The sequence below is a fragment of the Nodosilinea sp. LEGE 06152 genome, assembly GCF_015207525.1.
Classification (GTDB): domain Bacteria; phylum Cyanobacteriota; class Cyanobacteriia; order Phormidesmidales; family Phormidesmidaceae; genus Nodosilinea.
In genome coordinates, this window is sequence record NZ_JADEWR010000004.1 from 110,737 (window position 1) to 137,260 (window position 26,524).

The 26,524-nt window shown below is 58.1% G+C and carries 26 protein-coding genes and 1 tRNA gene; 17 read left to right on the forward strand and 10 right to left on the reverse strand.

Annotated elements, in window-relative coordinates; genetic code table 11:
* The first annotated feature begins 47 nt into the window (after positions 1-47).
* The 9 genes from pgsA to glsA all read left to right on the forward strand — a co-directional run bounded on the left by pgsA (position 48) and on the right by glsA (position 10,457).
* Positions 48-584 (forward strand): CDP-diacylglycerol--glycerol-3-phosphate 3-phosphatidyltransferase, encoded by a 537-nt coding sequence (gene pgsA, locus IQ265_RS07770; RefSeq protein ID WP_194052169.1) that lies wholly within the window; start codon positions 48-50, stop codon positions 582-584.
* A 91-nt stretch (positions 585-675) separates the two neighbouring features.
* Positions 676-765, forward strand: a tRNA-Ser gene (locus IQ265_RS07775).
* Between the two features lie 138 nt (positions 766-903).
* Complete coding sequence (locus tag IQ265_RS07780) at positions 904-3,909, forward strand: SMC family ATPase (RefSeq protein WP_194052171.1); 3,006 nt, start codon at positions 904-906, stop codon at positions 3,907-3,909.
* A gap of 253 nt (positions 3,910-4,162) precedes the next feature.
* Entirely contained in the window at positions 4,163-4,294 is a 132-nt protein-coding gene (locus tag IQ265_RS29295) for a hypothetical protein (protein WP_255523515.1), read from the forward strand.
* A gap of 155 nt (positions 4,295-4,449) precedes the next feature.
* Positions 4,450-5,406, forward strand: coding sequence for an RNA polymerase sigma factor, RpoD/SigA family (locus IQ265_RS07785; protein ID WP_194052173.1), 957 nt, complete (start codon positions 4,450-4,452; stop codon positions 5,404-5,406).
* A gap of 211 nt (positions 5,407-5,617) precedes the next feature.
* Positions 5,618-7,327, forward strand: a complete 1,710-nt coding sequence (ureC, locus tag IQ265_RS07790) for an urease subunit alpha (RefSeq protein WP_194052175.1) — start codon at positions 5,618-5,620, stop codon at positions 7,325-7,327.
* Between the two features lie 575 nt (positions 7,328-7,902).
* Complete coding sequence (gene trxA, locus IQ265_RS07795) at positions 7,903-8,223, forward strand: thioredoxin (protein ID WP_194052177.1); 321 nt, start codon at positions 7,903-7,905, stop codon at positions 8,221-8,223.
* 200 nt (positions 8,224-8,423) lie between these two features.
* Positions 8,424-9,488, forward strand: a complete 1,065-nt coding sequence (locus IQ265_RS07800) for an LOG family protein (RefSeq protein WP_194052178.1) — start codon at positions 8,424-8,426, stop codon at positions 9,486-9,488.
* Positions 9,489-9,497: 9 nt separating this feature from the next.
* A complete protein-coding gene (glsA, locus tag IQ265_RS07805; protein ID WP_194052180.1) occupies positions 9,498-10,457 on the forward strand; it encodes a glutaminase A in 960 nt (319 codons plus the stop codon).
* Here glsA and IQ265_RS07810 read toward each other — a convergent pair whose 3' ends face one another.
* The 3 genes from IQ265_RS07810 to IQ265_RS07820 form a co-directional block, all read right to left on the reverse strand.
* A complete protein-coding gene (locus IQ265_RS07810) occupies positions 10,458-11,141 on the reverse strand; it encodes a ferritin-like domain-containing protein (RefSeq protein ID WP_194052182.1) in 684 nt (227 codons plus the stop codon). It lies immediately after the preceding gene.
* A gap of 201 nt (positions 11,142-11,342) precedes the next feature.
* Complete coding sequence (locus IQ265_RS07815; protein WP_194052184.1) at positions 11,343-11,879, reverse strand: hypothetical protein; 537 nt, start codon at positions 11,877-11,879, stop codon at positions 11,343-11,345.
* A 105-nt stretch (positions 11,880-11,984) separates the two neighbouring features.
* Positions 11,985-12,896 carry a glycosyltransferase family 9 protein gene (locus tag IQ265_RS07820; RefSeq protein ID WP_194052186.1) on the reverse strand — a complete coding sequence of 304 codons (912 nt, stop codon included), beginning with the start codon at positions 12,894-12,896 and terminating at the stop codon, positions 11,985-11,987.
* A 167-nt stretch (positions 12,897-13,063) separates the two neighbouring features.
* Between IQ265_RS07820 and ispD the strand changes: the two genes are divergently transcribed.
* Positions 13,064-13,756, forward strand: a complete 693-nt coding sequence (gene ispD, locus IQ265_RS07825; RefSeq protein ID WP_194052188.1) for a 2-C-methyl-D-erythritol 4-phosphate cytidylyltransferase — start codon at positions 13,064-13,066, stop codon at positions 13,754-13,756.
* A gap of 79 nt (positions 13,757-13,835) precedes the next feature.
* Here the strand turns inward: ispD and IQ265_RS07830 are convergent, their stop codons facing one another.
* Entirely contained in the window at positions 13,836-13,967 is a 132-nt protein-coding gene (locus IQ265_RS07830) for a photosystem II reaction center protein Ycf12 (RefSeq protein WP_194052190.1), read from the reverse strand.
* A 160-nt stretch (positions 13,968-14,127) separates the two neighbouring features.
* Here IQ265_RS07830 and IQ265_RS07835 point away from each other — a divergent pair, with 160 nt between their 5' ends.
* The 3 genes from IQ265_RS07835 (at position 14,128) to IQ265_RS07845 (ending at position 15,413) form a co-directional block, all read left to right on the forward strand.
* Entirely contained in the window at positions 14,128-14,484 is a 357-nt protein-coding gene (locus IQ265_RS07835; protein WP_194052192.1) for a YkgJ family cysteine cluster protein, read from the forward strand.
* Between the two features lie 180 nt (positions 14,485-14,664).
* Complete coding sequence (locus tag IQ265_RS29300) at positions 14,665-15,066, forward strand: TMEM165/GDT1 family protein (RefSeq protein ID WP_255523516.1); 402 nt, start codon at positions 14,665-14,667, stop codon at positions 15,064-15,066.
* A 65-nt stretch (positions 15,067-15,131) separates the two neighbouring features.
* Complete coding sequence (locus tag IQ265_RS07845) at positions 15,132-15,413, forward strand: TMEM165/GDT1 family protein (protein WP_194052194.1); 282 nt, start codon at positions 15,132-15,134, stop codon at positions 15,411-15,413.
* 158 nt (positions 15,414-15,571) lie between these two features.
* Here the strand turns inward: IQ265_RS07845 and IQ265_RS07850 are convergent, their stop codons facing one another.
* The 4 genes from IQ265_RS07850 to IQ265_RS07865 all read right to left on the reverse strand — a co-directional run bounded on the left by IQ265_RS07850 (position 15,572) and on the right by IQ265_RS07865 (position 18,775).
* The gene (locus IQ265_RS07850) at positions 15,572-16,558 is read right to left on the reverse strand and encodes an L-lactate dehydrogenase (RefSeq protein ID WP_194052196.1); all 987 of its coding nucleotides are present in this window, start codon (positions 16,556-16,558) and stop codon (positions 15,572-15,574) included.
* 190 nt (positions 16,559-16,748) lie between these two features.
* The gene (locus IQ265_RS07855) at positions 16,749-17,540 is read right to left on the reverse strand and encodes a 1-acyl-sn-glycerol-3-phosphate acyltransferase (protein WP_228037699.1); all 792 of its coding nucleotides are present in this window, start codon (positions 17,538-17,540) and stop codon (positions 16,749-16,751) included.
* A 197-nt stretch (positions 17,541-17,737) separates the two neighbouring features.
* Entirely contained in the window at positions 17,738-18,262 is a 525-nt protein-coding gene (gene tadA, locus IQ265_RS07860) for a tRNA adenosine(34) deaminase TadA (protein WP_194052198.1), read from the reverse strand.
* A gap of 201 nt (positions 18,263-18,463) precedes the next feature.
* The gene (locus IQ265_RS07865; protein ID WP_194052200.1) at positions 18,464-18,775 is read right to left on the reverse strand and encodes a Mo-dependent nitrogenase C-terminal domain-containing protein; all 312 of its coding nucleotides are present in this window, start codon (positions 18,773-18,775) and stop codon (positions 18,464-18,466) included.
* A 501-nt stretch (positions 18,776-19,276) separates the two neighbouring features.
* On the opposite strand from IQ265_RS07865, the gene IQ265_RS07870 reads away from it, so the two are divergent.
* The 3 genes from IQ265_RS07870 to tatC all read left to right on the forward strand — a co-directional run bounded on the left by IQ265_RS07870 (position 19,277) and on the right by tatC (position 21,483).
* Complete coding sequence (locus tag IQ265_RS07870) at positions 19,277-19,546, forward strand: YciI family protein (RefSeq protein WP_194052202.1); 270 nt, start codon at positions 19,277-19,279, stop codon at positions 19,544-19,546.
* 118 nt (positions 19,547-19,664) lie between these two features.
* On the forward strand, positions 19,665-20,609 hold the full coding sequence (locus tag IQ265_RS07875; protein ID WP_194052204.1) for a helix-turn-helix domain-containing protein: 945 nt from the start codon (positions 19,665-19,667) through the stop codon (positions 20,607-20,609).
* Between the two features lie 85 nt (positions 20,610-20,694).
* On the forward strand, positions 20,695-21,483 hold the full coding sequence (tatC, locus tag IQ265_RS07880; RefSeq protein ID WP_194052206.1) for a twin-arginine translocase subunit TatC: 789 nt from the start codon (positions 20,695-20,697) through the stop codon (positions 21,481-21,483).
* Between the two features lie 97 nt (positions 21,484-21,580).
* Here tatC and IQ265_RS07885 read toward each other — a convergent pair whose 3' ends face one another.
* Positions 21,581-24,445 carry a DUF4114 domain-containing protein gene (locus IQ265_RS07885; protein ID WP_194052207.1) on the reverse strand — a complete coding sequence of 955 codons (2,865 nt, stop codon included), beginning with the start codon at positions 24,443-24,445 and terminating at the stop codon, positions 21,581-21,583.
* Positions 24,446-25,267: 822 nt separating this feature from the next.
* On the opposite strand from IQ265_RS07885, the gene IQ265_RS07890 reads away from it, so the two are divergent.
* Positions 25,268-25,486 carry a hypothetical protein gene (locus tag IQ265_RS07890; RefSeq protein ID WP_194052208.1) on the forward strand — a complete coding sequence of 73 codons (219 nt, stop codon included), beginning with the start codon at positions 25,268-25,270 and terminating at the stop codon, positions 25,484-25,486.
* 56 nt (positions 25,487-25,542) lie between these two features.
* Here the strand turns inward: IQ265_RS07890 and IQ265_RS07895 are convergent, their stop codons facing one another.
* Positions 25,543-26,244: a tetratricopeptide repeat protein gene (locus IQ265_RS07895; protein WP_194052209.1), complete on the reverse strand. Its 702-nt coding sequence runs from the start codon at positions 26,242-26,244 to the stop codon at positions 25,543-25,545.
* Positions 26,245-26,524: the final 280 nt, after the last annotated feature.

Below are 26,524 nucleotides of genomic sequence, written 5' to 3' on the forward strand. Positions count from 1 at the left end.
CCAGAATAAGGATGTAAAAGCGGCTGGGCTCGGTATACCCTAGAGCCATGAATTTACCAACTTGGATTACGGTGTCGCGGCTGCTGGGTGTGCCGCTGCTGCTGGTGTTGCTCCAGGCCCCAACGGAGACCCAGCGGTGGTGGGCAGCGGGCCTCTTTGTGGTAGCAGCGGGCACCGACTGGCTCGATGGCTACCTGGCCCGGCGGCTCAACCAGGTTACCGACCTGGGCAAATTTTTAGACCCGCTGGTGGACAAGCTGCTGGTGTTTGCGCCGCTGCTGATGCTGATCGAACTGAATCAGGTGCCCGCCTGGGGCGTGTTTTTAATTGTGGCGCGGGAGGTTACGATCGCAGGCTGGCGCGTCAACCCGGTGCTGCAGTCTGGGGGGGCGGTACCAGGGGCCAACCTGTGGGGCAAGGCCAAAACTGTGGTGCAAATCGCGGCGATCGCGCTGCTCATTGCCCCTCACCCACCCGCCTGGGATCTGCCCGCCCTGGGTCTGTTTTGGCTGGCGGTGGCGCTCACCCTGATTTCAGGGCTGGTCTATCTTTGGCCGCAGCTGCAACCAAGCCGAGCTGCATAGGTTTCTGACAAAAAAAGTTGCCCGGTTCGATCAAGTCTTTGCCAAGTGTCTGCTAAACTAGCGAAGAACTTATGGTTCACTTCTTGTTCTTGGAAGCGTGGCTGAGTGGTCGAAAGCGCCTCCCTGCTAAGGAGGTAGGGGAGTAAACCTTCCCTCGTGGGTTCAAATCCCACCGCTTCCGTATTTTGAACCGACAAAAGCGGCTGAGATGAGCATTCATCTCAGCCGCTTTTGCATAGAGCCAGCCGTTTTTCCAAAATACAGGTGTACTCAGGGTTCGCTTGTACTGTAGGCTTAGGGCAGTGGTGCTAACGTACCCATGATTCCTAAGCACATTGCCCTCAAAAATTTTCTCAGCTATCGCGATGCCAGCCTCGACTTTAGCGGGCTGCACGTGGTCTGCGTGGCCGGGCCGAATGGGGCTGGAAAATCGTCGCTCCTAGAGGCGATCGCCTGGTCGCTGTGGGGCCAAAGCCGGGTTGCCGCCGATGACGACGTCATTCACCAGGGCGCGATGGAGGCCAGCGTTAGCTTTCAGTTTCAGCAGGGCGATCACACCTATCGAGTTATCCGCAGCCGCCACCGCAGCCAGGGCACCAGCCTGGAGTTCCAGGTCTATACCGAAGCGGGCTGGCGGGTGCTGACTCAGCGCGGGGTACGGGCTACCCAAGCACTGATTTGCCGCCACCTCCGGCTTGACTACGACACGTTTGTCAATTCGGCCTACCTGCGCCAGGGGGGTGCCGACGACTTTATGCTGAAGCGACCCGGCGATCGCAAGCAAATTTTGGCCGATCTACTCAAGCTGCAGCACTACGATCAGCTGGCCGAACGGGCCAAAGATCAGGTCCGGCAGGCGAAGGTCGAAGCCGCCCTGCGCCAAACCCAGCTCGACGAGCTGATCGCCACGCTGGCTGACTACGAGCCGACGCTGCGGCGTCAGGCCCAGCTGCAGCAGACCCTGCACCAGCTAGATCAGCAGCAGTCGAGCGATCGCACTCGCCAGCAGCAGCTGCGCGCCCTGGAGCAAAGCCACCGCAGCGTCGAGCAGCGGCTTCAGATGCAGTGCCAGCAGCAGCAACACCTCACCGCCCTGCTGCATCAAACCGAGACGGCCCTGACCGCCCGAACCGAGGAGCAGCGTCAGCGGGAAACCCTACTGGCCCAGGCCGCTGCGATCGAAGCTGGTGTCGTTGAGCTGGCGGCCCTGGAGGCCGAAGATGCCCAGCTTAACCAGCAGTTTCAGCAGTACCAAGCCCTGCAGGCCCAGCGTCAGACCCTGGAGGCAGCCTGGCAGGCTCACTCGCAGCACACTCGCACCCGCTTTAACCAGACTCAGATGCAGCTGGCTGCTGTGCAGGCTCAGCTTGCCGACCTCAACGAACTCCTGAGCCAGAGTGATGCGATCGCCGCCAGCCGCAAGCAGTTCTTGGCGGCTAAGGCCCAGCTCAAGCATCTCGACGCCCTCCAGCTTCAGGCCGAGCCGCTGCAGCAGCGCCGTCGGCAGCTGGAGGCAGAGCTACAGCAGGCCCAGACCCGCCTCCAGACCCGCCTTGAAGAACTCACCGCCAGCGCCCAGCAGCTGCAGCAGCATCAGGGCGATCGCCCCCAGTTGGTAGCTACAGCCCAGGAGGTCTCTGACACCCTCGGCTACCTGGAGCAGCGGCGGGCCTACCAGGAGCAGGTGCGCGAAAAGGGGTTGGAGCGGCGTAGCTTTATGGAAGTATTGCAGGCCAACCAGCGCCGCTGCGAGACCCAGATCGCTCAGATTGGTCAAAAGCTGGGGCTGCTGGGGCTGCCCGAAGCGGCCTGCCCTCTCTGCGATCGCCCCCTGACGGCTCACCACCGCACCGTCGTCGAGCAGCGCCACCGCCAGCAGCAGCAAGAGCTACAGGAAGAAATTTGGGTCATCCGAGAACAGCTAGCCGTCTCCGAGCGAGAGATTCAGGTGCTGCGGCAGGAGTATCGAGCCGTAGAGGCCGAGCTTGAGGCCTACGCCCCGGTGCTGCAAAAGCAGGGGCAGCTAAGCGCCCAAATGGCATCCCAGGCGACGGTGCAGGAGCAGCTGCAGGCCCTGGAAGCCGAGCAGAAACGGCTGGGGCAGTGCCTGAGCACCAACCAGTACGCCCTCGATCGCCGCGCTGAGCTGCACCACATTGATCAAACCCTGGCCCAGCTAGCCTACGACGATCGCGACCACGCCCTGGTGCGGGGCCAGGTCGATCGCCTGCGCTGGGCCGAGATTAAACACCGCGACCTGGTGCAGGGGCAGCGGCGGCGGCAGCAGCTCACCCAGCGGCAGCAGCGCCTTGAGACCGAGCTTGCTCAGCTCGAAGCCGACTTGGACCAGCTCCGGCAGAGTGAGCCGGGGCTGGCTCTGGCCGCCGCCCAGGCCGCCCTCGATCAGCTCCACTACCACATCGATCGCCACCAGCAGGTGCGCCAGGCGCTGTCGCTGGCCCAGGTCTGGCGACAGCGACAGCGCGACCTAGAGCAGGCCCGCCAGCAGCACGCAAGCCAGAGGGCTGAGCTGGCCACGTTGAAGTCCCAGTACCGGCAACAGCAGCAAGACTTGGACCAGCTGAACGCCGCCATTGTGGCCCTAGAAGCCGAGGGCCAGGCCTTGGCCTACGACCCCGCCGCTCTAGAAAAGCTAGAAGACGCGATCGCCGACCGTCAGCACCAGCGCGATGCCCTGCTGGCCCAGCTTGGTGCCCTAGACCAGGCCCGCCAGCACCTCGAAGCCCTACAGCAGGGGTTAGCCCAGCGGCAGCAAGACCTGGCCGCCGTGCGCCAGCGGCAGCGAGTTTACCAGGAGCTGGCCCACGCCTTTGGCCGCAACGGCATTCAGGCCCTGATGATTGAAAATCTGCTGCCCCAGCTGGAGGCCGAAACCAACCACCTGCTGGGTCGCCTTAGTGCCCATCAGCTGCACGTGCAGTTTGTCACCCAGCGGGCTACTAAACGCGGTCAGGGCGTCATCGACACTTTAGATATTTTGATTGCCGATGCCCACGGCACCCGTCCCTACGAAACCTACTCCGGCGGCGAGGCGTTTCGGGTCAACTTCGCCCTGCGGCTGGCCCTGGCTCGGCTGCTGGCCCAGCGCTCTGGCTTGGCCTTACAACTACTCATCATCGACGAAGGCTTTGGTACCCAGGACCAGCAGGGCTGCGATCGCCTGATTGCCGCCATCAACGCGATCGCCTCTGACTTCGCCTGTATTCTCACCGTCACCCACATTCCCCACTTTCGGGCGGCCTTTCAAAACCGCATCGATGTTGCCAAAACTGCCCAAGGCTCCCAGCTGTCTCTCTCCGCTTAATGAGCGACGCAGCAATTCTTAAGCAAATGAGTCGATACTCAGTTTTTTATTAACATTCCTCTTAAATTTTAAGAATCCTGTTCCTGACAATCTCAAAAATATGTCTTCTGGAATGCAACACACCCACTTCAAGGGCTTTAGTCTAGGGAGTATAGCCCCAGTCACCGAGGCTAGCTTGAGTATTAATAACCATTCACGCTCTCTTTAATAAATGTTACACTTGTTTACATAAGCAGTTCACAAGCTTTTACCCATGAGTCCTGTTGAAATTCTTTTAGAAGCTGGTGCCGCCCTAGTTGTGGCCGGTGTCATTCTCAAGCGTCGCTCTGACGAGGCTGCCCTCGAAGCCGAGCCAGTTCCAGTTCCGGTGCGGTCTCGCCCTTAGATCAGGAGAAAAGGTTGCTGGCCGTAGAGGTGCCTTTAGGCTCCCAAGGCAATCCAACACGACTGGCCTCTGGCGCTGTTGTGCCTGAGCCTATTTGCAGTCTGGGTCGCCTGTTTAATTGTTTTTGCGACGCTGTTCCCTAAGGTTGTCGATTTATGAGAGCTGTGCAAAACTCCACGGATCTGGTGCGCACCTACCTGAAGGAGATTGGTAAGGTGCCTCTGCTCACCCACGAAGAAGAGATCGTGTTGGGCAAGCAGGTGCAGAAACTGACAGCCTTGGAAGCGAAACGGCTGGCCGCAGAAGAAATTGCTGGGTATGGGCTCACGCTAGAACAGTGGGCCGAGGCGGTCGAGCTTCCTGTGGCTGAGCTATCTGCGATCGTTCGCCAAGGCAATTTGGCCAAGCGCAAAATGGTGGAAGCCAACCTGCGACTGGTGGTATCGGTGGCTAAGAAGTACATCAAGCGCAACGTCGACCTGCTCGACCTGATTCAGGAGGGCACCATCGGTATGCAGCGCGGAGTTGAGAAGTTTGACCCTACCAAGGGCTATCGCTTCTCCACCTACGCCTACTGGTGGATCCGCCAGGCTATTACCCGCGCGATCGCTGAAAAAAGCCGCACTATTCGCCTGCCCATTCACATCACCGAAAAGCTCAATAAACTCAAAAAAGCCCAGCGCACCCTCTCACAGCGGCACGGGCGAGCGGCTACGGTAGCTGAGTTAGCTATCGAGTGCGACCTCACCACCAAGCAGGTGCGTGACTACCTCGAAAAGTCGCGTCAGCCCCTTTCCCTTGACCTCAAGGTGGGCGACAACCAGGATACGGAACTGGGTGAGCTGCTTGAAGATGACGGCCCTTCGCCCGAGGACTTTGCCACTCAGGTGTCTCTGCGCCAGGACCTGGAGCGCCTTATGGGCGACCTGACCCCTCAGCAGCGCGAGGTGCTCTCCCTGCGCTTTGGCCTGGCTGACGGCAAAACCATGACCCTGGCCAAAATTGGCGACCTGCTCTCAATTAGCCGTGAGCGCGTTCGCCAGATTGAGCGCGAGGCGCTGACGAAGCTCCGCAAGCGTCAGTCTGACATTCGTGAATATCTGGCTAGCTAGAGCAGCAGCGCTGCCTGCCGAAGCGCAGCGCGAATCGTACTTATGTGTGGCCCGAGGGAATTGTCCTTCGGGCTATCTTTTTAGCGAACGCAACATAAAGGCACAGAATCCCTCGCTTCAGCACCGGCAACCGTATCCCAATTGACCAAAGCCGGGAAATCCCGCATTCTAGAGTGGTTCTAGCTAAATTTGCCCCAACTGAGGAGTTCCCATGAGCTACCGCATGGACCGGCGTGCCTATGCCGAGACCTTTGGCCCGACGGTGGGCGATCGCCTTCGCTTGGCCGACACCGAACTCATCATTGAAGTCGAACAAGACTTCACCACCTATGGGGACGAGGTGAAATTTGGCGGCGGCAAGGTCATCCGCGACGGTATGGGGCAGTCGCCCATCGGGCGCGACGCGGGCGCGGTGGACATGGTGATTACCAACGCCCTGATTCTCGACTGGTGGGGCATTGTTAAAGCCGATATCGGCATCAAAGACGGCAAGATCGACACCATCGGCAAGGCGGGCAACCCCTACATTCAAGACAATGTGAATATCATTATTGGCCCCGGCACCGAGGTTGTCGCCGGGGAGGGCATGATCGTCACCGCCGGGGGCATCGACAGCCACATTCACTTCATTTGCCCCCAGCAGATCGACACTGCGATCGCCTCCGGCATTACCACCATGATCGGCGGCGGCACCGGGCCAGCGACAGGAACAAACGCCACCACCTGCACCCCAGGCGCGTGGAACATTTGGCGCATGCTGCAATCGGCAGACGCCTTCCCTATGAATCTCGGGTTTCTAGGCAAAGGCAACAGCGCCCAGCCGGAAGCCCTGGCGGAGCAGATCAAAGCGGGCGCAATGGGTCTCAAACTGCACGAAGACTGGGGCACTACCCCCGCCACCATCGACACCTGCCTGGGCGTCGCCGACGAGTACGACGTGCAGGTGGCGATCCACACCGACACCCTCAACGAGGCGGGCTTTGTAGAAGACACGATCGCCGCCTTCAAGCACCGGGTGATTCACACCTACCACACCGAGGGAGCCGGCGGCGGCCACGCGCCCGACATCATCAAAGTCTGCGGCGAGGCCAATGTGCTGCCCTCCTCGACTAACCCCACCCGCCCCTACACCCGCAACACCCTCGACGAGCACCTCGACATGCTGATGGTGTGCCACCATCTCAGCCCCAGCATTCCCGAAGACATTGCCTTTGCCGAGTCCCGCATTCGCCGCGAAACCATCGCTGCCGAAGACATTCTCCACGACCTGGGAGCCTTCAGTATGATCGCCAGCGACTCCCAGGCCATGGGTCGGGTGGGCGAAGTGGTGATTCGCACCTGGCAGACCGCCCACAAGATGAAGGTGCAGCGCGGGCCGCTGACAGAGGACAGCGATCGCAACGACAACCATCGGGCCAAGCGCTACGTGGCCAAATACACCATTAACCCCGCCATCACCCACGGCATTGCCAACCATGTGGGCTCGATCGAAGCGGGCAAGCTGGCCGATCTGTGCCTGTGGAAGCCCGCCTTCTTTGGGGTCAAGCCCGAGCTTGTGATCAAGGGCGGCGCGATCGCCTGGGCTCAGATGGGCGACCCCAACGCCAGCATTCCTACCCCGCAGCCGGTGCATATGCGACCCATGTTTGGCAGCTTTGGGGGGGCGATCGCCGCCACCTCTTTTAGCTTTGTCTCCCAGGCCGCGATCGATTGGGGCATTCCTGAGCAGATTGGTTTAGCCAAAGCTACCGCTGCGGTGGCCAACTGTCGCAGCCTCAGCAAAGCTGATATGAAGCTCAACACCTACCAGCCCCACATGGAGGTCAACGTCGAAACCTACGAGGTGCGGGCCGACGGTCAGCTGCTCACTTGCGAACCGGCAGACGTGCTGCCCATGGCCCAGCGGTACTTTTTGTTCTAGCAGCGTCCTGGGTACGTAAGCGCTCCACAACGGCACCGCTGACTGTAGCTATAATGAATCAGAGACTACCAAACGCCTGTTCAGGCGCGTTTTGGATTGGGCTCAGCACCAATTAGAGAACGTCAGGCGGTTTGACTAAGGCGTAAAGCCTAGGGATAAGCCAGGTAAAGTTCTCGGCTGGGTAGCTAGTCTGGTCGCATAGTCAAACCTAAACAGTCGCCCCTAGCAATGCGTAGGTTCCCGGAGGCGACAATAATTTGCAGCTACCATAAATTTGTTGCGAATGTCATCAAGCGGTGGCAGATTTTCAAGTGTCCACAGTACAATAGAGTAAAGCGGAGACGTAAAGTTTCCGTTCACTCCTCACACCACACCCCGCCCAGGCCATTGGTCTGGGCGGTTTCTTATTCAGGTTTTTACTTAAAGATCCAACCGGGGCTGAAAACCGCTGTCACAATGCCATTGCTCAAGCGGTAAGGTGTTTTGCTAACCAGATGTTGCCGAAGGACTGAGGTTTGCCGAGGGTTGGCTATGGTAAGATTGCGTGTGGTTAACAACGGCAAGGAACACTAGGCATGGTAGCCGCTCAGGTAACAGATTCTACTTTTAAGCAAGAAGTTCTCGAAAGCACCGTCCCCGTACTAGTCGACTTTTGGGCTCCTTGGTGTGGCCCCTGTCGTATGGTGGCTCCTGTCGTAGAAGAAATTGCTGAGCAATACGACGGCCAAATCAAGGTTGTTAAGGTCAACACCGACGAAAACCCTAGCGTGGCTAGCCAGTACGGCATCCGCAGCATTCCCACCCTAATGATTTTCAAAGAGGGGCAGCGGGTTGACATGGTCGTGGGCGCTGTACCCAAAACGACCCTAGCTAACACCCTCGAAAAGTATCTTTAAGCTCATCTGGCTAGTCCGTCTCAACTAAAGAACCCCAAAAAATGTTTTGCCGGGGCTCAAGACGCTCTAGATTGGCTGACCCACAATTAATCAACCGGAGCCCTCTAGGAAAGCATTAGTCTCTTCCTAGAGGGTTCTTGCAAGGTAAGAGGCGAAATTGTCGCTAAAATAGAGTGCTGCCTCTATGGATACAACAGCGTATGGTTGCGCTCCCCTCAGATTTGCCCTCTAGCGTTCAGGCTGACCTAGCTACGGTGCTGGAGAAATTGCCTAACCTAGAGCATGGCAGGCTTATTCGTCAGGTGATAGAGACCATCCTGCGAATGATGGGACGAGAGGCAGACCGCCTAGACTGGAAGATTTTGAACTACGCCCTGCTCGATATGGAGCAGGGATTTCAGATTTTTTACCCCTACCGCCACATCCGCAAAATTACCATTTTTGGCTCGGCCCGTACCGGCGCTATTAGCCCCGACTACAAGCTGGCTGAACAGTTTGCCAAACAGATTACCGAGCTGGGCTTCATGGTGATGACTGGAGCCGGGGGAGGCATTATGGAGGCGGGTAATGCTGGAGCAGGCTCTGAGCACTCCTTTGGGCTCAACATTCAGCTGCCCTTTGAGCAGGGGGCAAACCCGATTATGTCGGGCGACCCTAAGCTGATTAACTTTAAGTACTTCTTTACCCGCAAGCTCTTCTTTTTGCGTGAAAGCGATGCTCTGGTGCTGTTTCCAGGTGGCTTTGGCACTCAGGATGAGGCCTTTGAGTCGCTTACGCTGATTCAAACGGGTAAGGCTGACCCCATGCCCGTCGTGCTGGTTGATCACCCCGGTGGCGACTACTGGCAGGGTTGGGATAGCTATATTCGCACCCACTTGTTAAACCGTGGGTTAATTAGCCCCGACGACCCCAGCCTTTACACCATTACGGATAACGTAGATGACGCCTGCCACGCGATTAGCAGCTTTTACCGGGTATACCACTCCTGCCGTTATGCGGGCGATCGCTTGATTATCCGGCTCAAATGCGACCTGAGCGATGGCGCTGTTGCCCTGCTCAACGACGAATTTGGCGATATCTTAGCCAAGGGCAGCATTGAGAAATCTGCGGCTCTACCCGAAGAGCACAGTGACGAAACCACCCCTCTGCCCCGGCTGGTGATGCATTTTAACCATCGCGACTTTGGCAAACTGCACCAGTTTATCTGGCGGCTCAACGACCTAGGCGATCATCAACCCGAGGCCCAGCACCCGGAGCAGAAGTAATTAACCCCTATGCCTCAGGTTCAAGCTTTTCTAGAGCAGCTCTACCACGAGTTCAAAGGACTCTCCGACGGTAAGGTGGCGTCCTACATTCCTGAGCTGGCGCGGGCCAACCCCGACTGGTTTGGCATTAGCTTAGTTACCCTCGACGGGCGCAGCTTTGAGGTGGGCGACGCGGCCCAAAAGTTTACCATTCAGTCAATTTCTAAGGTGTTTGTCTACGGCATGGCCCTAGAAGACTACGGCCGCGAAAAGCTGCTCAAGAAGGTGGGGGTAGAGCCGACGGGCGACCCGTTTAACTCACTTATTCGCCTCGATGAAGACTCTAAACGCCCCGATAACCCAATGGTGAATGCAGGGGCGATCGCAACCACCGGCCTGATCACCGGCAGCGACCCCGCCGAGCGGCTCAACCGCATGCTGACCATGTTTGAGCGCTACGTGGGCAGCGAAGTGTTTGTCGATGTGTCTACCTTCATTTCAGAAAAGACAACGGGTCACCGCAATCGAGCTATGGCCCACCTGATGCTCAACTTTGGCATGATTGAGCAGCCAATTGAGGAAGCGCTCGACCTGTACTTTCAGCAGTGTGCGGTACTGGTCACGGCCCACGACTTGGCCGTAATGGCGGCGACATTGGCCAATCAGGGCGTCAACCCCGTCACGGGGCAGCGGGCAGTTGGGGCAGAACAGGTGCGCGACATTCTCAGCGTGATGTACACCTGCGGCATGTACAACTTTGCCGGAGAGTGGGCCTTCCGAGTCGGCATTCCAGCCAAGAGCGGTGTATCGGGAGGAATTATGGCGGTGGTGCCCAATCAGGCTGGCATCGCCGTGTTTTCCCCCCTGCTCGATGATCGCGGCAACAGCGTGCGCGGGCTAAAGGTATTTGAGTCGCTCTCTCAGCAGTATGGGTTTCACCTGTTTGACCTTTCCCTAGGCCGCTGTCGCTTTACCAATAGCGATTGTTAATTACACCAGCGACAGATCGGGCTTTTGCCCCGGTTGTACCAAACTAGGTCGCTCAGCAGCCGGTTTGGTCACAAATTCCACCACTTTGCCCAGATCCTTAAACATTTTGCTTTCGATGTCGCGGCGGTAGGCGTCTACTACAGCTGTAGACCGAAAGTAGTGCAGCGCGTCGGTGAGATACCGCACGTGGCGTTCCTCATCTTTGAGCACCGATTCGATCGCAGCGCGAGTTGCGGTCAGGTGGTCAGGCAGCGCCTTAAGAATGCAGCGAAACCCACGCACCCCCAATTCTTCGGCTAGCAATACGCTGGCCAGCAGGTGGGGCAGAGGGGCCGCCGCCAGGTCATCGACCTGGTGGTAACGCCGCATGGAGGCTTCACCCACGCTTGCGAGCGACTGCTGAGCGGCTTCACCGTCTAGATCGATAAAGTAGCCCTCCCGCTCGACGGCTTTGGTAAAAATCTGGGCGTGGCGCACCTCATCGCTGATGTGGCGCTGCATTTGCTCGTCAAGCCACAGCGGAATCTCCGTCGCCTTAGCCGAGCGAATGTGGGCAACGGTGCGACTGCCCTCAGCCTCTTGCAGGGCCAGTGAGGCAAACAGGTGGGGCCGCCGTTTGGGGTTAGCGGTGCTTTGGCTGTAGTAAATAGCGCTAAAACCAATGAACAGAAGGTGCTGCAGCATGGCTAGGGTAGTTGAGAGTTATGGATCCTGCTAGCTATTGTAAAACTTCTGACGGTTGGTGCCGCCTGAGCTACCCTGCAAAACTTTCAGCCGCAGCATTTAGAATGCTGCGGCTGGGCGGATACTTAGAAGAATAGGACCGCAACCAGCCCTATTTAGGCCTGAGCCTACGGGTCAAGCTGCTGGCTCAACACCTAACCCTTAAGCCAAGTCATCGTCCTCATCCTCAATATCGGCGCTCACGGTTGCCACAGGCGATGGCGGCGGTTCAGAGGCAATTAGAGGCTCAGCTGGGGCTGGCGGACCACTTGGGGTAGGAGGCTCGACTGGGGTAGGGGCGGAAGGTGCTGGTGCTGGCGCTGGCGCAGCGACAGGTGCCAGGGGTTCTGGCGCTGGAATACCCAGCTGTTGTCGGGCCTGGGCCAGCAGGTAGGAGGTACCCGACTGCACCGTATCCAGCAGAGCCTGGCCCGTGGAGGTAATTGGCTGAGCATCGGCGGTGGAGTCTTTTTCGCTGAGGCCGACGTACCAGGCGCGGGTACTGCGGCCCAGGCCAACGGCGGTGCGGTAAAACCACTCACCGCCCACAAAGGTGAGGCAGATGACTAGCCACAGCAAAATGCCGACTTCGCGCAGAATGTCCCAGGTGCGGGCGAGAGCTTTTTTATAGATTTCGCTGGTATCAGCTGAAAACAATAGCTGGCTAACGACGTTAGCCTGTTCTTTAATTTTGTCCATAGGTGTCAGTTCTCCAATAGCTGGGCGGGTAATGACGGCCTTGCACTTAGATAGTAGTCAGGGTCTATAGAACAGTCATGGGGCTATAGGTAGGAGAATGCTGAGCTAGGCGTCTTCACTCCAGATTTTTTTGAGCACCTGGTCGGGGGTGATGTCGGCCAGAGTGCCCTCAGCAGATGTTAGGGTGACCAGACGATCGCCCTCTGGACGGCTGGGCAAGGCGGTATCGCTCTCTGAAAGCAGCCCAACTGCATAGACATTGAGGGCGATCGCCAGCCCCAGCGGATAGCCCGCCACCCCGACCAGCAGATTGGCAGCGGCCACCATCGCCGCTGCCTGCCCCGGCGTTTCGGGTCGCAGAATCTTGAGATTGGGCACAGCGCTGGCGAGCTCAGCGGCCTGGGAGCCAGCCTCGTTGGTTTGCAGCAGGGCCAGGGGTAGGCCCGGCTGGCGCTGCTGAAAGTCTTTGAGAATGGCAATCCAGCTCTCGGTGGGGTAGGTATTACCGCTGGAGGTGGGGCCAGGAGAGACCAGGACATAGCCGTTCTCAAGCCCAGCCCCCTGACGCATCGACTCAACGGTGGTCAGGTCGCTACGGGGTACGTTCACCGAGAGGGCTGGGGGGTCGCCCGTGACATTAATCAGACTGAGCAGGTCACTACAGGAAGTCATTCCGGTGCGGCGCGGCACTGTAGCCGTGAGCAGCATATCGTTAGCAGCACCGCCATAGCCCAGGCGAGTGGGCACTCCACTGAGCCACAGCAGCAGAGCAATCGACCAGGATTGGGTGAGGGTGAGGGCCACATCAAACTCGCGATCGCGCACAATACCGAGCAGATTGGCCCAGTCAGCCGGGCTGTTGGGGGCCGCAAAGTTATAGGGCACAACCTCGGTAACCCCCTTAGAAAGCTGATAAATCGCCGCAGCAGCAGGAGTTGCCACCACAGAAACCTCGGCGTTTTCAAAGCTATTCTTAATCTGATTGATCACTGGAAAGAAGCTCAGCTGAGTCTCCATTTCCCCTGGAACAAGAGCCAGTACCCGCATACATTACGTCCATGCCTGTTCGCAAGCTATTGTAGTGGAACCTGGTCAAGGTTTAAGGGATATCTGGCCGACAAAATGCATTAAATTTCACCAAAGGGGATAATTTATCCTCAATTTCCCTTAGCGCCACTACCCCTATGACACCTGTTCATCTGCTCATCCCCGCCGCTGGCAGCGGTCGCCGCATGGGGGCCGATCGCAACAAGGTTTTGCTAGAGCTGCTGGGGCAACCCATTATCGCCTGGACGCTCCAGGCCGCTGACCAGGCCGAAGCCGTCGTTTGGATTGGGCTAATCTGTCAGGCGAGCGATCGCCCCGTCCTAGCCGCCATTGCTGAGGCGCTGCACCTGGCCAAACCCGTTCACCTGATTACCGGCGGCGACACCCGGCAGCAGTCGGTCTACAACGGCCTGCAAAGCCTGCCAACCGAGGCCACTCGGGTCCTCATCCACGATGGTGCGCGCTGCCTGGCTACCTCAGACCTGTTCAACCGCTGTGCTGCGGCCCTAGACACTTGCCCTGGCCTGGTAGCGGCAGTGCCGGTCAAAGACACCATCAAAGTGGTCGACGCCGACCAGCGCATTGAGGCCACCCCCGATCGCCAGCGCCTCTGGGCTGCCCAAACCCCCCAGGGCTTTGATGTCGCCCTCCTTAAGCAGTGTCACCGCCAGGGCCTTGACCTGGGCTGGAGCGTCACCGACGATGCCGCTCTGTTTGAAAAGAGTGATCTGCCGGTGCAGGTGGTACCGGGCGAGGAAACCAACTTGAAAGTAACGACGCCTGTAGATCTGGCGATCGCAGAATTTATACTAAAGCAGCGCCTGGGCTAGCCCAGGCGCTGCGGAAATAATGCTTTGAAAGCTGTAGCCGCTGATTCTTGGGTCATCAGCGGCGAGTTGACGGCAGCCCCTAGAGGTCGCCGCCGCGCAAAAATAGCAGAAACACAATCATCGGCCCGGCAATGACAATCATGCCGAGCATAGTCAACTGGGCAATTAGCTCAAAGTTAATATTGCTCAAAAAACTGCTCAGAAAGCTCATGAAACCCTCCCAACACAAGGCGACTGGACTAGAATAAAGCTTGCTTTCGGAGCTTATTTTACCCGCTAATGCGGCACCCATTTTAGATAACTTAACAAAATTCTAAGGCAGCGCTGGCTGACCTGGGCAAATTGGGCCAGAGAGGGCCAGAGGAGAACGAATGGCCACCTGGCAATGTGTCAAATCCTGCGGAGCATGCTGCTTTCTAGCTCCCGATGAGCGTCCCGACCTAGAGTCGTACCTCGACCCCGACCAGCTAGCCTTATACATCAGCATGGTGGGCGCAGACGGCTGGTGCGTCCACTACGACAAGGGCGATCGCCTGTGCACCATCTATCCCGATCGCCCTGACTTTTGCCGAGTCACCTTTAGCACCTTCGAAACCATGTTTGGCGTCGCCAGCGATGAGCTAGACGACTTCGCCATCGACTGCTGCCAAGAGCACATTGCCGATATCTACGGTGACGAGAGCCCTGAGATGGAGCGGTTTAACCAGGCGGTTGGGGTAGGTGAGTAGGTAAGTGGACGGGTGAATGGGTGGGCGAGTGGGTGGGTGGATGCGTGTATGGGTGGGTAAAGTGAAGGAAGGCCGCTTTGGTGGCTGCGGGTTGCAGTTTTGCGATCGCTTGCAGATAATGAAAGCATTATGAAATCATCCGGCGGCACTCATCGGGTCTGACCCTAGGGCTTACCTGGCTTGATCGAACCCGGCTCCATCGACGCTCTAACTGACCTGCTGCTTATTTTTATTGTGTCTATCTCTAGCCCTGCTTCCCAGCCCACCACCGAGGCTAAGCCCGCTGCAGCTCTCAGTCGAGCCGCCTTCTGGCGAATTTTTAGCTCCACGTTTATCACGATTTTTTTGGCTGAGCTGGGCGACAAAACCCAGGTCACTACCCTGCTTATGAGCGCCCAATCTCAGGCTCCCCTGGTGGTCTTTTTGGGCGCTGGCACCGCCCTGGTCACCACCAGCTTGATCGGCGTGCTGCTGGGGCAGTGGTTAGCCCGCCGCGTGTCCCCCGCCACCCTCGACACCGCCGCCGGAGCCATGCTGCTGGGCATCACCGTCTGGCTCCTCTGGGACATCGCCCACCTCTAGCCCCTCATCCACCCATCCACTCACCTGCCCGCCTACCCATCCACCCGCCCACCCACCTACTCCCTATGGACTGGAACCTCCTCGCTCTCAGCTTCACCGCCGTCTTCATCTCAGAGCTGGGGGATAAAAGTCAGCTGGCCGCGATCGCCCTCGGGGGCAGCTCCAGTTCTCCCCGCGCCGTGTTTTTGGGCACCGCTGCCGCCCTGCTGCTGGCCAGCCTGCTTGGGGTAATCATTGGGGAAGGCAGCGCCCAGATATTGCCCGAGCGCCTGGTCAAGGCTGTCGCGGCAATCGGGTTTGCCCTGCTGGCCGTCAGACTGCTGTGGCCAGAAAAAAACGCCGACTAGACTAGCTGAGTGCCCTAGGGGCTGTCATCAATTAACTGCTGGTGGCCCACAGCTTAGTAGTTGCAGCCCCTCGCCTGTTTTTTAGGTCGGGCGTGGCAATGCTGATGGGACAAGGATTGTAGCGAAATTAATGACACGCTCTAAAACTTGAGCTGACTCTAAAACTTAATTTGATCGATTACGGCTCGCAGCGTCTGAGCCGAGTTCTGCACAAGCTCCTGTTCCTGCTGATTGAGCGACAGGTTAAGTCGACGGGTCACGCCCAAACGCCCTACCACGGCAGGCACACTCAGGCACACATCGCTAACGCCAAAAATTTCGTCGGCAATACAGCTTACCGTCAGCACTCGGTTCTGGTCGCGAATAATCGACTGCACAATTTGGGTTACCGCCAGGCCCACGGCGTAGTTGGTGTAGCCCTTGCGCCGAATAATTTCGTAAGCCGCATTTTTCGTTTGCTGAAAGATCGCATCCATAGCCTCGCGCTCGTCGGCGGGCATGCCGTCATAGTAAAGCGGAGTACCGCAGACGTTGGCGTGGCTCCAAAACGGCACCTCACTGTCACCGTGCTCGCCAATAATGTAGGCGTGCAGGCTGCGCGGATCGATCCCCAACCGCCGGGATAGCAAGTAGCGAAACCGTCCCGTATCCAGCACGGTACCGGAGCCAAAAACTCGCGCCTTGGGCAATCCCGAGAGCTTCCAGGCCGCATAGGTGAGCACGTCTACGGGGTTAGACACCAGCAGCAAAATAGCGTCTGGGCAGTGGGCCACAATATCAGGGATTAGTTTTTTGAGAAGTTCGACGTTTTTTTGCACCAGATCTAGCCGAGTTTCTCCATCCTTTTGAGGTGCCCCGGCGGTAATGATCACCACATCGGCCCCGGCTCCGTCAGCCATCGTACCCGCCGTAATAACCGTCGGTTCTATAAACGACATGCCCTGCTCTAGATCCATCACCTCGCCAATCAGTTTTTCCTGATTGATGTCCACCAGCACCAGTTCGTCCAGCACGTTTTGAATCATCATGGCGTAGGCGCAGGCCAACCCCACCTGCCCCGCCCCCACAATTACCCCCTTTAGGGGCCGCAGCGGGTCAAGGCGCACATTGGGCAACGGATTGGTGGTAAAAAGGCTATCAAACATAGGACATCCTGGTCTACGGGGCCAATGCCTTTAATAAACCACGACGCTTGCAGATTGTCCTGTAGTTGACACGTCAACCGGTGGCGCAAACCAAACTGGGGCTGAGAACGAGCTGGGCAAAAGGGGTTCGCGCACTTGGGTCAACAAGGTGGGGCCAACCAAAACAGTACAGCCCAACTCCTGGTTAATTTTAGGCCGGTAGGGACGGGGCAGCGGCGGCGATCGCCTGTCGGTTGGTCACCATAGCCTCTAGCCGGGCCTGGAGATCTTTGGTCAACTGCTGCGCCCCAGCCTTGAGCGCCTCAGGAGAATCTTGCCCCTGGAGATAGCCCTGCACCAGCAGCGGTTCGCCAATGTGCACCTGGGCTGGGCAGCGCCAGCTTGGGTAGGCCTCGCCGTAGAAAATATCTACAGGCAGTACCTGCAACCCCAGGCCCGATTTAGCGGCCTCGGCCTGCACCGCCAGCCGGGCTAGACCGGGCTTGAGGCCGTGAATGCGATCGTCGCGGCGAATGCCACCCTCGGGGTAGATCACCAGCAGTTCACCTTCCAGCAGCAGTTCAATGCCGTAGCGCAAGCTGGCGATCGTAGGCCGCCGCACATTGACCGCAAAGCCGCCCAACCGACGTATAAACCAGCCCTGCAATCCCTTGACCTCATCAGCGGTGACCATGAAGCGCAAATCCCGCCCGGTGACATGCCGCCCTGTGGCAAAGGGCAGCAGAATGGAGTCCCAACGGGCGCGGTGGGTGGGGGCCAAAATCACCGGGCCGCTGGTGGGCACCCGCTGCTCACCAGTAATAGTGATAGGGCCAAAGTAAGCAGGAACCACCAGATGCTGACCCAGAAAATAGGCCAGCGGGGTTAGCACGGGCGAACAGCGCGAGCGCACAGGTGCAACGGTCAAGGATTTGCCATCCGGGGCCGTTGCGCCCCCCTTCGACTCAGCAGCAGACGATTCAGAGAACTCAGACGATTTCATAGGAAGGTGAATTGCAGGAGCCATGATCAGCTAAATCCTATAGTGCCGATACCAGGCCTTCCCAGTATGCCCGTCTTGGTGGCCTCACAGCCTACAGGCGGCAACAAAAGGGGGCTGGCCCTGGTCTATAGCTCTACCCTATAGCCCTCGTCATCAAGCGCAACCCCGGCCATGACAGTTCAGCCGGTGTCATGGCGCTATGGCGAGAGGGTTTTGCGGCGGTGCGCCTGACGACGCTGCTGAAACCACCGCTGCAGTTGCTCCCGGCAGGGGTCGGCTAGAATGCCGGTTACCACCGCCAGCCGATGGTTTGAAGAGGGGGCATCGGGCAGGTTGAGCACCGAGCGCACCGCTCCAGATTTGGGGTCGGCAGTACCGTACACCAGTAGCCCTAGGCGGCTCAAAATGATCGCCCCAGCGCACATGGGGCATGGCTCTAGGGTGACGTAGAGCGTGCAGTCGTTGAGATGCCAGTTGCCCAACTGGCGGGCTGCCTCTCGCAGGGCCAGCACCTCGGCGTGGGCGGTGGGGTCTTGATCCTGCTCCCGGCGATTACCGGCCTCAGCCAGCACTACATCACCAGGACCAACCACGACGGCACCCACCGGCACGTCGCCTGCGATCCCCGCCAAGTCCGCCAGTTCTAGCGCCCGCAGCATCCAGCGGCGGTGGCGCAGATCTGACTCATTCTGCTGGTCAACGGGCGGAATGTCGTAGGGCATAGCGGGTCATAGTTTTGTGGGGTAGCCGTCCCGGCTGTCCAGTCAAGACAGGCAGGATGTCTACCCCACAAAGCCTACAGAGATTTTGGCGACTCCGCTGTTGAAAATTCACGCAAAATTTTGCTCAGGCTCGGAAATATAGGCGACTGAAGAAGTCATCGTCAGCCCAAGAGGCTCGTTGTCTGCCCTGCCAGCGTCGGACTAGATGTAGGCCGAGATGTCTTCACCGCACTCGTCGGCCAGGTAGCACAGGGCCCGAAACCGCAGCTCGACCAGTTCGTTGTAGAGGGGGTTGAGCTTGCACAGGGGCGGAATGTGGGCAACGGAGCGACCGCACAGAACAATATCGCGTTCAAAGGGGCACTGGGCTGGGATGAGTTCGGCTACCTTGCGGGCCCGGCGGGGCGTCTCAACTCGCAGGTGGCTGACCCACTGACGTACCGGCCGAAACAGGTCTAGGGCGCGGCCTGCAGCGTGTAGCCCGTGATTGAAAGTAGATATGAAGCGTTTCATGGTTAAACCTCTCGCAAGTCCAACAGTTGAGACTGTCTGAGAAAGCATCGAGTATTGAGCTGGACTTGACATAAAAACTCAATACTTGACTAGAGGAACATAGATACAACAGACCTTGGTTAAGCCTTTTGCTTAAGCTAAAGAATTCCCTCAAACATCGGGTAAAGCATCAGCAAAGCTCGGTTGTTTTCAACTGAAGCTCCGGTAAAGAGAAGCTTCAACAGACCAAGATTAAATTCCGGAAAGATTGGTAATACATAGGTTGTAGAGCATTCGAAGCTTTGCTTGGTGCGTTCCTCTTGGCGCTATTTTCAAGTAGTTTTACTGATCTGATCTGTAGTTAATTATTTCAAACAGGTCTGTTTTTTTGAGTGAAAGCCATGACACTTTTGCAACCGGGTAAAAGCACCTGATAGTATTGCGTCAGAAGTCGGTCTTTTTGTATAGAACGCTACTCAGTCTGATACCATCAGCGGTGACTGAGTTGATGGCACTAAAACAATGGCAAAGTATGTGATGTGGGGCACCTACTGCGAGAACGTGCTCGAACAGCGCGCCCCCTACCGAGCAGAGCATTTGCAGGGGTTACAGCAGCAAAAAGACAGCGGGGTGCTGGTCGCCCTTGGCCCCACCTTTGACAACACCAAAGTCTTTGGCATCTACGAGGCCGAGAGCGAAGCGGCGGTACGGCAGCTCGTAGAGAGCGACCCCTACTGGAAAAACGGCATTTGGACAGGCTACGAAGTCTACGCCTGGAACCAGGTGTTTTGAGGGAAACAGAGGTTTTCAAGCCGCCCAGCTACGCTGGCGACCATTTCCCATTAGAATAGCTTCGTTCGGGTCCGTTGCCCAGGGCATAGTTCCCGATGGCCTAGTTCAGTGAGGTGCCGTGGCTAAATTAGCTCCTACCCAAATCGAGCAACTCCAGAGCATCGGGGCGTACCTGCGCCAGGTGCGACAAGAGCAGGGGTTGTCTATTGACATGCTGGCCAACCAGATTTTCATTCGCCCAGCCCTACTGCAGGCGTTGGAGTCGGGGCAAGACGCTGCACTACCTGAACCAGTCTTTATTCAGGGGTTTATTCGTCGCTACGCCGAAGCCCTGGGGTTAGATGGCCAAACCATTTCTAAAGAGTTTCGGGTAACACCTGTTAATGTGGTGCCCACCCCAGAGCTACTCGAACCGGCCCATAGCAACGGTGCCGTCAAACAACCCGAGCTTCAGCCACCACCTCAGCCCGAGCTGCGCCCTAGCACAGGGTTTAGGGAGAATGCTTCTCTCGCTTCTGAGGAGCGTTCGTCACAGCGATCGCCGCTGCCGCTGCTGCTAGGCCTAGGGGCGCTGGCGGTAGTTCTGGGCCTGGGGGCCTGGGGCCTGTTTGGTCGCAGTAGCGTGACCTCCCAAGCCAACAACAGCAATTTGGGGGCTGAACCTGCGACCGATGCACCTGCTCCCACCGCTGATGCCCCCGCCCTCAGTGCTGGTGCTGGCGGTACAGATACTGATGCGGCTGGTTCGTCTGACCCCTCAGAGACCTCAGACGATAGCCCCAGCGCTGCTCTGGAGGCCCCCGTGGTGGTGAGCGCTAACCTGAGCGATCGCGCCTGGCTGAGCGTGGTGGCCGACGGCAGAAACGTCTACGAGGGTATTGCCGAGAGCGGTTTTGAGGAAACCTGGACCGCCCAAACTAGCCTGGTCTTTAGAACCGGCAACGCGGGTGGGGTAGAGCTGTCGGTCAATGGCGATCGGGCGGTGGTATTGGGCAATTCTGGAGTGGTTAGAACCCTAACCCTAACCCCCGATTCTGACCTGGAGACGGTTCAGTCACCCTAAGTATTGCTTTAGCCCTCAGCCCGAATACCTCTAAATTATGGGCCTACAATAGAAGCGACCCTCCTACTGTTCACCCGCCCGACCTATGACACCGCCTACCGAGCTTGACACCACCGCGACCCAACCGGCTCCCGGTGCCGCTGCCAACCCGGCGGTTGACCTCGACGAGGTACCCTACGATGTCGAGATGTCGCTGTTTGACCATTTGGAAGAACTGCGGCTGCGCATTTTTTACAGCCTGATTGCGGTGGTGCTGGCCATTGTGGCCTGCTTTTGGCAGGTGAAGCCCATTGTGGCCCTGCTGGAGGTACCAGCTCAAGGAGTCAAATTTTTGCAGCTCTCACCGGGGGAGTACTTTTTTGTCTCGTTTAAGGTGGCAGGCTATAGCGGACTAGTGGCAGCCAGTCCGTTTATTCTCTACCAGATAGTCATGTTTGTGCTGCCGGGGCTAACTCGGCGCGAGCGGCGGCTGATCGGGCCGTTGGTGCTGGGTTCTAGCGTGCTATTTTTTGCGGGGCTGCTGTTTGCCTACGTGGCCCTGATTCCGGCAGCGCTCAATTTTTTCATCAGCTACGGGGCCGATGTGGTCGAGCAGCTGTGGTCAATCGATCGCTACTTTGAGTTTGTGCTGCTGCTGCTGTTTAGTACTGGGCTAGCCTTTCAAATTCCGATTTTGCAGATGCTGCTGGGGCTGCTGGGCATTGTCAACTCTGAGCAGATGGTGAAGGGCTGGCGCTACGTGCTGCTGGGGGCGGCGGTGCTGGGGGCGGTGCTGACCCCTTCTACCGATCCGGTTACTCAAAGCCTGCTGGCGGGGGCGGTACTGTTTCTCTACTTTGGCGGCATTGGTCTGGTCAAGGCGATCGGCCGATAGGGTTAAAGCGAGAGCAAAAACAAGCGTCAGAGTGGGGTTTGGGCTGCAACCAGGTGCTTGCAGCCCAAACCTGTGGATCTCGACCATTACAGTAGCTTTAGAGGTCAAACTTTAGACCGCCGATCACAGAAGGACTGGTTTGACCGCTAAACGCATCTTCGATGCGGAGGTAGATGCCGGGGCCAATGGCGCGTCCGGTACCGACGGTCAAAGGAATGCGATCGCCCGCTTCATCGGTAATAAACTGGTGGGTGACAATCGGCAGGCTGCCGCCGCTGGCATCGGCCACCAGAGCGATGACCGGCTCGCCAAACTCATCCACTAAGGGCTCGGTTTTGTACAGGGCGGTCAGGTTGCCGCTCGGGTCGTAGCCGTAGGCGGGGCGCTGCTCTTCGCCAAAGGGGTTAATTACTGCCTCAAGCCGCCAGCCCGTTTCCCCACCGCTGCCGCGTCCCAGCGCCAGTCCCTGGGTAAACAGTTCGGCCCGCAGGGTGTTGGCAGCTGGAGTCCAGGGGGTGTTGCCAAAGTTGAGCACGCCGCCTACTGCCAGTTCGCCCAGCAGTGGCGAAACGTTGGGATAGGTCTCGGTGCGGGTGGTCGCCTGGCGATCGACCTGGGGTGCGCGATCGCCCCCTGCCCCAGAAACAAATTCAGTTTCGGTCACTTCACCCACCAAAGACTCGACCCCGTGGCGTAGGGTAATGGCGGTGGTCGTAGCACCCTCAAAGGTAACGACCTGGCGATCGACCTGGTCAGGGGCGACGTTAATCTGCACATTGTTTAGCAAACCATTGGAGTCAATGTTAAAAGCAGCAGACCCGGAACGATTGGTGGTTTCGGTCACCCGAGTAATCGCTTCGGTGGTGCGGGTTTCAACCTCGGTCCTGGGAGTGGCAAAGAACCGAGTCGTCGTTTGCCGCTGCACATCGTCGGCCTGAATGCGCTGGGTAGCGGTCGCCGTTGTAATGACATCCTGCTGGTTGCCCAGGCCCAGAGAGAGTGACCCCCGGGCATAGAGCCCCGCCGCCACGGTGGTCGTGTAGTAGCCCGGCTGACCCGGTTCTCCCGGCACCGTGGTGTCGGCGGTGACCAAACGGTTGCCGATACGAGCATCTACTCCGGCTGGGTCGCTCAAGCTCAAGGTAGCTATCAGTTCACCGTTAGGCTCCTGGCGATAGAGACCTCGAACACCGTTAAACTGCACGGTAGCCGCGTTTTGCTGGGCCAGGGTATCTTCTACGGCATAGATTTCGGTCGCTTCCTGCAAAAAGTTGTCGCGGTGGTGGTCGGCGGCAATGACCTGCCAGCCCCCGACCTCAACACGATAGCCAGCGGTCGGATCAACCAGGAGAGGATAGGCCTGCCCAAGCTGTAGGTCTTGGTTCGCCTGCTGTGGCACCAGGGCGTAGATCACCCGGCGGGCCTCGCCCGCAGCCAGGGTAATTGACTCAGTGGCGTGGCCCTGGCGGGTCCACTGGGGCACAAACTCGGCGCTACCGTCGGTACGCTCAATTACCAGCCCGCCGACGTTGTGGGTATAGGCGGCGTTGCCGGGGCCTACCAGGTCGGGGTTGGGGGGCGCGATGATCACCGCCTCGTTCTCTGGTAGCTCAAAGATGCCGTTGATTGATATCAGGGCACGGCCTGTAACCACCTGGTCGGGGGTGCCGGGCACATAGCCCACCAGCCGAGTGTTGGCTAGCAGCCCGGCTGGCTGCACCAGGCGAGGGCCGTTGGGGTCAGGGTTCGTGACGACCTGACCGTACATGTCAACTGCTTCGCGGTGGGTAGGGTGCAAGAACTGAGTCAGGCTGACGGTACCGCTGAGCCCCGCTTGGTTAACCGCCGCACCAGGATTAAACCGCAGGGTGCCGGTCACCAGAGTAGGGGGTACCGCTGGATTGTCTACCAGGGGGGGAAGTTGACCCACTAAGCTGCCGCCGTCGCTGCCCAGGCGCACCTGGGCGGCTCCAGCGTAGCGGTTGTAGATTAGCTGCTCGTCGTTGCTGGCTCTAGCTCCTAGACCGTGGGCCAGGGCGGCGGCACTGAGGCCGGTGAGTTTGACCTGCCCGTAATCGCGCTGTTCCTCAGTGTGAGTAACAACCAGGTCTTGTCCTACCGGCGTTTCGACCACCTCCTGCTCCTGGCGCACCAGCGGATCGATGGGGGTTTCTATTACCTCGGTGCGATAGCTGATGGTTTCAGAAATAGTTTGAGTTTCATCAGTGATAACGGCGCTGCCCTCGCCACCCGAGAGCTTGAAATAGTCGCCGTCGTTGAAGTCGCGATCGCCACCGTTGGGCAAATCTTCTACCGCAAACTGACCCTCACGGGTGAAGTAAATGGCAGATTCGGAGGGTTGGCTATTGTTGGTTCGCAGGTGCAGCACACGCAGCTCTACGGTGTCTGCAACGCCATAGTTGACCTCGAGGGTGGCCTGAGTGGGAAGCGTACCCTGGGGGCCAGTCACGACGCGATCGCCGCGCACAAACGCTGTACTCCTGCTTTTTTCTGTCCCATCGGGGCCGTAAACCGTCACCTCAATCCCTTCGCCGTAGGCATGGGCATTGGGTACGTAGCGCAGATTAAACTCTGTAGAGAGTGAAACTGAACTGGGGTCAAGCTCAAAACCGGGAGCCAGGGGCTGGAGCTGCGTATTTATATTGTCAAGGTTAGTTCTAATATTGACTGTATTGGGGGCAAGTTGATTAGTAATTACGGGCTGTGCTCGACCCTCTCGGGGGTTATGAATTAACCCGTTGGGCAGCGGAATATTAGATGTATTTTCTAGTTCTCCGGTAGTTAAAGAAAATGCATTTCTCTCAACTCGAACAGCGCCACCCGTCACCTCAGGCAGAGCCTGCACTGCCGCAGGGGAGAGAAAACTGGCACCAGTAGCCAGCAGGGTTAGCGAAGCAAGGGAGTAAATTTGCTTAGAACAATTGGGGGCAAACGTAGTCATGGAGGCATCTCCTGGGGGCAATCTTTGTCTCTGAATAAAGAAACAGTGAATCCACCTAGATTTACTCCGTCAGTCCTGTGTTTACTCCCACGCCGTTGCGTGATCTCTGTCACAGGTGCCCTTTGGTTTGGCGTTTATTTGTGCGGCGCTCTTTCGGTCGGCAACATCTATTGCTCAACCGACTGGCTGCGGCAAAACCAAACAATCAAACCTATTTAGATTTAAAGAATCTAAAACTTTAAGCGCTCAAGAACTTCTACCAAGCCCGAACCACACAACCCTAATTCTCCACAGGCCAAACCGCAGGAACGAATAGCATTCGCCCTGTTGAACCGGTGGTAACCCAGAGAGCTTTGCCCTATAGATAGCCGTCCCTAGCCCCTTTGTGGCGGCTGAGTGCCCAGCACTCGCTTCGCGAACACCAACGACTCCGCTCAGGGAACGGCTACGGTTTTTCTATTGTTAGGGGTGCCGCGCTAATGACATGGACAATTGCCCTGAAAACAGCCGTCCCTTCGACTTCGCTCAGGGAACGGCTGTAGCTATTGTGATTGTTGAGGGTGCGGCGCTAGCAGCATAGCCGCTGCTCTGAAAATAGCTGTTCCCTAGCCCCTTTGGGGCGGCTGAGTGCTCAGCACTCGCTTTGCGAACACCAACGACTTCGCGCGGGGAACGACTATGGCTGTCGTTGTCGTTGAGGTGCCGTGCTAACGAATGGACAGTTACCAGCCAGTAGAGACAGATTTATCGTCACGGGCGAGGGCAGGTACCTTTTCATAAAGCTTTCAGGTTAGGATCAAACCGTTGCTACCGCCTAACCCCATGTTTCTGGACGAGCTAACCCCATTTGTACAAGAACTGACGGCCCACCCTGTGGCGTTTTTGGGCGGGCTGACATCTGGGCTACTGCGCCTCAGCCTGGCTGATGACCCCGTGAAAAGCTGGCTTCAAAACCAGGGAGTCGCCCCCACGGCTGCCGCCGATGGTTTCGATCGCGCCAGTTCCCGCAATGGTGGCCCCCAAAGTATTTCTATCGACTAGTTGCCTGAGCTGTGGCGACTCGCTGTATCGTGTCGTCACCATCTCGTCGCCGCAGCTTAGGCGCGGCTTGGCTGCGGCAGCAGTTCAGCCATCCAGCGATTGACGCGTTCGACCAGTGGCGAAGAGCAGTGAGCTGAGCCTTGGGCCGCAGCCAGCGCGCGGCGGTAGTCAGCGATCGCGCAGTTCCAGTCGCCACGCAGGTGGTAGGTGCGCCCCCGCTCAGCGTAGATAAACTCAGGCAGCTGATGAAACATCAGCGCTTCGTCGAAGCAGTCTAGGGCCAGCTCTAGGGCACCCATTTGGCGCAGCGTTGCCCCCAGATTGATGCGGGCGCGGCTGTTGAAGGGGTTGAGGTCAACGGCCTGTTCGTAATCGTCTAGGGCGGCGGCCAGGTCACCCAGGGCGGCATGGCACATGGCCCGGTTGTTGTAGGCCTGATCGAGATTGGGGCCGAGGGCAACGGCGCGATCGCAGTCGAGCAGAGCTACATAGGGCCGTCCCAGCCACAGGTAGACCAGGCCGCGATTGCTGTAGTACATCGCCCGGTCGGGATGGCGCTCAATTAGCTGGTTCAGCAGCTGCAGCGCCTGGGAATACTGCTGTCGCTTAACCGCCGCCGCCGCCAGCCGACTCAGTGTGTCGTCAGCGGTGGTGTACGCGGAGGATAGATCTGAGGCCGCCAGAGTGGCCAAGTCGGTTGGCTGTTCCCCCTGTGGAAGCGTGCAAACCAGGGGCTGCTGTGATCGGTAGATGTGCATGACTGTATTCCTGTAGTGTGCTCATAAACCGTGAAACTAACCCAGTAAGGTAAAGGAGTTAGAACCCCTGAGCCCTTACCATCTACGCAGGAACCTTGCTATACAGAGTCCCACGTCAACCGGTGCGACCTCATCCTACCTGTGGCAGTTATCGAGCCGGCTAACCTAAACTCGTTGGGCTCAAGGGAACAACCCTGGCCCTGACAGGTTGGTTAGACCACTTACCCTGCTCCAATGTCGCTATGGTCGCATCTACCCTAGGAAGGCTAAACCGCAAAAC

Coding starts and splice junctions, on each gene's coding strand:
- pgsA (WP_194052169.1), top strand. CDS start 48: ATGAATTTACCAACTTGGATTACGGTGTCGCGGCTGCTGGGTGTGCCG.
- IQ265_RS07780 (WP_194052171.1), top strand. CDS start 904: ATGATTCCTAAGCACATTGCCCTCAAAAATTTTCTCAGCTATCGCGAT.
- IQ265_RS29295 (WP_255523515.1), top strand. CDS start 4,163: ATGAGTCCTGTTGAAATTCTTTTAGAAGCTGGTGCCGCCCTAGTTGTG.
- IQ265_RS07785 (WP_194052173.1), top strand. CDS start 4,450: ATGAGAGCTGTGCAAAACTCCACGGATCTGGTGCGCACCTACCTGAAG.
- ureC (WP_194052175.1), top strand. CDS start 5,618: ATGAGCTACCGCATGGACCGGCGTGCCTATGCCGAGACCTTTGGCCCG.
- trxA (WP_194052177.1), top strand. CDS start 7,903: ATGGTAGCCGCTCAGGTAACAGATTCTACTTTTAAGCAAGAAGTTCTC.
- IQ265_RS07800 (WP_194052178.1), top strand. CDS start 8,424: ATGGTTGCGCTCCCCTCAGATTTGCCCTCTAGCGTTCAGGCTGACCTA.
- glsA (WP_194052180.1), top strand. CDS start 9,498: ATGCCTCAGGTTCAAGCTTTTCTAGAGCAGCTCTACCACGAGTTCAAA.
- IQ265_RS07810 (WP_194052182.1), bottom strand. CDS start 11,141: ATGCTGCAGCACCTTCTGTTCATTGGTTTTAGCGCTATTTACTACAGC.
- IQ265_RS07815 (WP_194052184.1), bottom strand. CDS start 11,879: ATGGACAAAATTAAAGAACAGGCTAACGTCGTTAGCCAGCTATTGTTT.
- IQ265_RS07820 (WP_194052186.1), bottom strand. CDS start 12,896: ATGGAGACTCAGCTGAGCTTCTTTCCAGTGATCAATCAGATTAAGAAT.
- ispD (WP_194052188.1), top strand. CDS start 13,064: ATGACACCTGTTCATCTGCTCATCCCCGCCGCTGGCAGCGGTCGCCGC.
- IQ265_RS07830 (WP_194052190.1), bottom strand. CDS start 13,967: ATGAGCTTTCTGAGCAGTTTTTTGAGCAATATTAACTTTGAGCTAATT.
- IQ265_RS07835 (WP_194052192.1), top strand. CDS start 14,128: ATGGCCACCTGGCAATGTGTCAAATCCTGCGGAGCATGCTGCTTTCTA.
- IQ265_RS07845 (WP_194052194.1), top strand. CDS start 15,132: ATGGACTGGAACCTCCTCGCTCTCAGCTTCACCGCCGTCTTCATCTCA.
- IQ265_RS07850 (WP_194052196.1), bottom strand. CDS start 16,558: ATGTTTGATAGCCTTTTTACCACCAATCCGTTGCCCAATGTGCGCCTT.
- IQ265_RS07855 (WP_228037699.1), bottom strand. CDS start 17,540: ATGAAATCGTCTGAGTTCTCTGAATCGTCTGCTGCTGAGTCGAAGGGG.
- tadA (WP_194052198.1), bottom strand. CDS start 18,262: ATGCCCTACGACATTCCGCCCGTTGACCAGCAGAATGAGTCAGATCTG.
- IQ265_RS07865 (WP_194052200.1), bottom strand. CDS start 18,775: ATGAAACGCTTCATATCTACTTTCAATCACGGGCTACACGCTGCAGGC.
- IQ265_RS07870 (WP_194052202.1), top strand. CDS start 19,277: ATGGCAAAGTATGTGATGTGGGGCACCTACTGCGAGAACGTGCTCGAA.
- tatC (WP_194052206.1), top strand. CDS start 20,695: ATGACACCGCCTACCGAGCTTGACACCACCGCGACCCAACCGGCTCCC.
- IQ265_RS07885 (WP_194052207.1), bottom strand. CDS start 24,445: ATGACTACGTTTGCCCCCAATTGTTCTAAGCAAATTTACTCCCTTGCT.
- IQ265_RS07890 (WP_194052208.1), top strand. CDS start 25,268: ATGTTTCTGGACGAGCTAACCCCATTTGTACAAGAACTGACGGCCCAC.
- IQ265_RS07895 (WP_194052209.1), bottom strand. CDS start 26,244: ATGCACATCTACCGATCACAGCAGCCCCTGGTTTGCACGCTTCCACAG.